The organism is Sphaerochaeta sp. (assembly GCF_050178175.1).
Lineage (GTDB): Bacteria > Spirochaetota > Spirochaetia > Sphaerochaetales > Sphaerochaetaceae > Sphaerochaeta.
The window spans coordinates 1-4,678 of sequence record NZ_JBFXGH010000145.1 but is presented as its reverse complement, the minus strand read 5'-3'; the positions used below and the strand labels follow the sequence as shown (position 1 = coordinate 4,678).

Sequence of the window (4,678 nt, the reverse complement as noted above, 5' to 3'; positions counted from 1 at the left end):
GGGTTCAAGATCGACCTGCACATCAAGGACCTTGCCAATGCGCTTGACACGGGCCACGGGGTGGGATCGCCCCTGCCCTTGACCGCGTATGTGAGGGAGATGATGGAGACGCTGCACGCCGACGGGTTCGGGGGCGACGACCACAGTGCGCTGGCCCGCTACTACGCGAAGGTGAGCGGGACGAAGATCGGCGACTGAGGAAGGAGAGAGGCATGGATACGAGTTTCATCAAGGGAATCATACCCCCGATTGTGACCCCGATCACGGAAGACGAGAAGGTGGACGAGGCGTCGCTGAGGCGCCTGGTGGACTACGTCATCGAGGGGGGATGCTCCGGTATCCTTGCCTTCGGGTCGAACGGCGAGTTCTACATGATGGAAGAGGCCGAGATGGAAGAGGCCCTGGGCATCATGGTGGACCAGTGTGCAGGGCGGGTGCCGATCTACATGGGAGTCGGGGCGATACGCACGAGCAAGTGCGTGCGCCTGGCGAGGATGGGTGTGCGCCTTGGGGCGAGGAGCGTGTCGATCCTGCAGCCGATGTTCCTGAGGCCGACGGAGGAGGAGCTGAAGCAGCACTTCCGTACCATAGCCGCTGCAGTCCCCGAGGTGCCTGTGCTGCTGTACAACAACCCCGGCAGGTGCGGGTACGCGATGAGCCAGGACCTGGTCCAGGAGCTGGCGCACAGCATCCCTAATCTGGTGGGGATGAAGGACTCGAGCGGGGACCTGACGCAGACGATGGAGTTCGTGAGGCGCAACGCCGACATCTCCTTCAAGGTGCTGAGCGGGAAGGACACGCTGATCTACTCCGGCCTGGGGGTCGGTGCGGTGGGGGCTGTGTGCTCGACGGCGAACTACCTGCCGCAGTTGGTGTGCTCGATCTACGAGAGGTACGTGGCCGGGGACATCAAGGGATCGCTTGAGGCACAGCTGAGGCTGAACCCGATCCGCCTGGCGACCGACAAGTCGAGCTTCCCGGTTGCAACAAAGGACCTGGCGAACCTGGTGGGGATGAAGGTGGGCAGGCCCTACCTTCCCACGATGCCAAGCCCGGCCGCTCAGATGGAGAACCTCCGTCAGAGCCTCATCGATGGTGGCTTCGACGTCGTGGAATAACTCGTTTCCAGAACTATCCTGTACAATGAGAGGGTCGTCAATAACGACGACTCTCTTGTGCATACTTTATGGTTTGGCTAGATCACAAGACCGGAGTTGTGGTGAATCCCATCATATAGGAGATCCTGGAAGCAGTATCCTTCAGCCGGGGAATGGTTCTCTCGATCTCCTCCACACTCATATTTGAGACCAGGGCACTTACGCTGATGCCGGCTATGATCTTTCCATCCCTGCCTCTCACGGGAACAGCTGAGCAGTTGTCTCCGTCGATGAACTCATTGCGGTCGCGGGCGCAACCTTCGCTTCGAACCTTTGCAAGCTCTTTCTTGAATGCGGCTGGGTCGGTGATGGTCTGCTCGGTATATTTTGCAAGGCCTTTCTGCTCGATGAGCATATCGAGTTCTTTTTCATCCATCTCGCTGGTCAGGACCTTGCCCAAAGCTGTACAATGGAAGGGTAGCTGCCTGCCTGGGGTGAAATAGGTACGAGGAGTGCTCTGGGTGTCAATTCGGTCGAGCATAAGTACTTCCCCGTTGTAGAAGACTGCCATATTGACGTTTGCCTTGGGGAACTGATTCCACAACAGCTCCAGGTAGGGCATGGTGACTTTCCGGATTTCCTGGGAGTGAAGTGCACTTCTGCTGAGCTTGAGCGTCTTCAGGCTGATTGCATACAAGCCGGTGTATGGGTCTTTGGTCATGTACCCTGACCCCTGCAAGCTTGCCAGCAGGCGAAAAGCCATATTGCTGTTGGTGTCCAAGGCGGTACAGACATCCTGGATGGAGATGGGGCCATTTTGCTCAGCGGCATAGTCGAGTATCTGGAAGCATCGAGAAACAGCTTTGATGTTGTATTTGTCAGTGTCATTCGGCATGGTAACGTCCTCTTTCCTATTTGAAATATATACAAATTATTATAACACAATTATAGTATTGCATGTAATTATGAAATTATCAAAGAAAATACGAAGACCATCTCAATAACATCGATCCATGAGATATAACGATTACTGTATAGTACATGAAGCGAAAGACTTGCAAGTAATAAGCTCAAATAAAGTTATAAAAAACTAAATATAAATTATAAAATCTATAATAAAAATTGACATATTGGAAAAAGCACTATAGCATGGAATAGATACGGTACACAGAATACCTTAATGTACCTGCCCATACGCTAGGAGGAGATATTATGATTCCCTATATTCAGAAAATGGAAGTCTTTCCTGTAGCAGGTAAGGACAGCATGCTGCTGAACCTCAGTGGAGCCCATGCGCCATATTTTACCCGTAATATTGTCATCTTGACCGATAGCCAGGGAAACACCGGCGTAGGTGAGGTCCCAGGTGGCCAGAAGATAACCAAGGCCCTTGAGGATGTGAAGCATGTGGTTGAGGGTTCCAGGATCAGTGAGTACAAACAGACACTCCTGAGAGTCAAGGAAGCCCTCGGGAATGACGAGAATGATGTTCGTGGATTGCAAACATTTGATTTGCGCACAGGAATTCACGTGGTTACCGCGATTGAGGCACCACTTCTGGACCTCCTGGGCAAGTATCTTGAAGTTCCTGTTGCCTCCCTTCTCGGGGATGGGAAGATCAGGGACCGTGTGAAGGTACTGGGATATCTCTTCTTCATTGGGGATCGAAAAAAGACAACCCTTCCCTATTACGCTGATGAGAAGAACAGTGAGGATTGGTATCGCCTTCGCCATGAAGAAGCTCTGGATGCTGATGCGGTGGTTGAGCTTGCCAGGGCAAGCCAGGATCTCTATGGCTTCAAGGACTTCAAGCTCAAGGGAGGCGTGCTCGAGGGCAGCAAGGAGATCGAGGTCATCAGGGCCTTGAAGAAAGCGTATCCCGATGCACGAATGACCCTCGACCCGAATGGTGGGTGGTCACTCAAGGAGGCAATAAGTCTCTGTAAGGACATGCAAGGGATACTTACCTACTGTGAAGACCCCTGTGGAGCAGAGAATGGGTACAGTGGACGTGAGATTCTCAGTGAGTTCCGTCGTGCTACCGGCCTTCCCACCGCAACGAACATGATTGCCACCGACTGGAGGCAGTTCGGCCACTCCCTGGAATTGCAGAGTGTGGATATCCCGCTTGCCGATTGTCACTTCTGGACGATGAGTGGTGCAGTCAGGGTTGGCCAGCTCTGTGATGAGTTTGGTCTTACCTGGGGCTCCCATTCCAATAACCACTTTGATATCTCCCTTGCCATGATCGCCCATGTGGGGGCAGCCGTACCGGGTAATCCAACGGCAATCGATACCCACTGGATCTGGCAGGAGGGAATTGAGCGTCTCAGTGTCGATCCGATGAAGATTGAGGATGGGCATATTGCACTCACCGGTAAGCCAGGACTGGGTATCGAGGTCGATCGGGCGCAGGTTGAGAAAGCTCACCAGTTGTATGTCGACCAGAAGCTTGGTGCCCGGGATGATGCAAAGGGTATGCAGTTCCTGATCCCTGGCTGGAAGTTCGATCCCAAGCGCCCTGCCTTGGTACGATAGGGTGGTCCATGATGGGATGGCTTTTTGCCGTCCCGGCGTTGGGAACTGAAGGAAGAAATTGCATATGGATCTCGCAAGTCTATGGAACCTGCAAGGGCAACTCTTCACCTTGCTGGCGGTAGGGGCGTTGCTTCGGAAAATGGGGTTGTTCAGTGAACACACGAAAGGGTTCCTGACCGACCTCGTGCTCTATGTGACTTTGCCGAGCAGCATCATTCTTTCTTTCAGGATGGATGTCAGCAGGGAGATACTGCTCTCATTCTCCATTATCTTTTTTGTGTCACTAGGGATCCAGCTGTTCTGCTTCCTGCTCTCCAAGATGACCTACTGCAAGCAGGAGCAGGGAAAGAAGAGTGTCTTGCGCTATGGGCTTTTGGTCTCCAATGCGGGGTTTCTCGGGTTGCCCATCGCAGGAGAGCTCTTTGGGGCAGCCGGATTCATGTATGCTTCCATCTACCTGATCCCCCAGCGAATCGTCATGTGGACGGCCGGTCTTTCCATTTTCAGCCCGGCAGCAGTCAACAGGAAGCAGGCAGCACTGAAAGTCATCCTTCACCCCTGCATGGTCGCGGTGTACATTGGGCTGCTCTGGATGGTGTTTCCGGTCAAGATTCCTTCCTTTATGGAAATGACGCTCTCTTCTCTCGCTAGCTGTACCACGGCCTTGTCCATGATGCTTATCGGTTCCCTGTTTGCTGAGATGAAGAAGGAACATCTACGTATCGACAGGAATCTTGTTAGTTTTTCCTTGCTGCGTCTTGGTTTTATTCCCTTGGTCTCATTCGTGGCTACAAAGCTTCTTGGCCTCGATCCACTGATCATTGGAGTGTCGGTCATCTTATCTGCAATGCCTGGGGGGTCCTCCACGGTAATCCTGGCTTCCAAATATGGAAGGGATACCATCTATGCTTCAAAGCTGGTCATTGTCAGCACGTTCCTGTCCCTGATCTCGATTCCGATTTGGGGAATGATTTTATAGTATGTGTACGTTATGAGTAGCTGTATAAAATTCTAATGCCATTATACATAATTTAGTACATATC

5 protein-coding genes are annotated in these 4,678 nt (G+C 52.6%); 4 read left to right on the top strand and 1 reads right to left on the bottom strand.

What is annotated here, in order from left to right:
* Both AB7S66_RS11385 and AB7S66_RS11380 read left to right on the top strand, forming a co-directional pair.
* Positions 1–198 (top strand): NAD-binding protein (locus tag AB7S66_RS11385; protein ID WP_428520101.1); only part of this gene is annotated, 198 nt, incomplete at its 5' end.
* A gap of 14 nt (positions 199–212) precedes the next feature.
* On the top strand, positions 213–1,118 hold the full coding sequence (locus AB7S66_RS11380; protein WP_428520099.1) for a dihydrodipicolinate synthase family protein: 906 nt from the start codon (positions 213–215) through the stop codon (positions 1,116–1,118).
* An 82-nt stretch (positions 1,119–1,200) separates the two neighbouring features.
* On the opposite strand, the gene AB7S66_RS11375 is transcribed toward AB7S66_RS11380, so the two are convergent.
* Positions 1,201–1,992, bottom strand: a complete 792-nt coding sequence (locus tag AB7S66_RS11375) for an IclR family transcriptional regulator (RefSeq protein WP_428520097.1) — start codon at positions 1,990–1,992, stop codon at positions 1,201–1,203.
* 317 nt (positions 1,993–2,309) lie between these two features.
* Here AB7S66_RS11375 and AB7S66_RS11370 point away from each other — a divergent pair, with 317 nt between their 5' ends.
* Together AB7S66_RS11370 and AB7S66_RS11365 are read left to right on the top strand one after the other, a co-directional pair.
* Complete coding sequence (locus AB7S66_RS11370; protein WP_428520095.1) at positions 2,310–3,635, top strand: enolase C-terminal domain-like protein; 1,326 nt, start codon at positions 2,310–2,312, stop codon at positions 3,633–3,635.
* A gap of 64 nt (positions 3,636–3,699) precedes the next feature.
* On the top strand, positions 3,700–4,614 hold the full coding sequence (locus AB7S66_RS11365; protein WP_428520093.1) for an AEC family transporter: 915 nt from the start codon (positions 3,700–3,702) through the stop codon (positions 4,612–4,614).
* The last annotated feature ends 64 nt before the right edge of the window (positions 4,615–4,678 follow it).

Coding starts and splice junctions, on each gene's coding strand:
- AB7S66_RS11380 (WP_428520099.1), top strand. CDS start 213: ATGGATACGAGTTTCATCAAGGGAATCATACCCCCGATTGTGACCCCG.
- AB7S66_RS11375 (WP_428520097.1), bottom strand. CDS start 1,992: ATGCCGAATGACACTGACAAATACAACATCAAAGCTGTTTCTCGATGC.
- AB7S66_RS11370 (WP_428520095.1), top strand. CDS start 2,310: ATGATTCCCTATATTCAGAAAATGGAAGTCTTTCCTGTAGCAGGTAAG.
- AB7S66_RS11365 (WP_428520093.1), top strand. CDS start 3,700: ATGGATCTCGCAAGTCTATGGAACCTGCAAGGGCAACTCTTCACCTTG.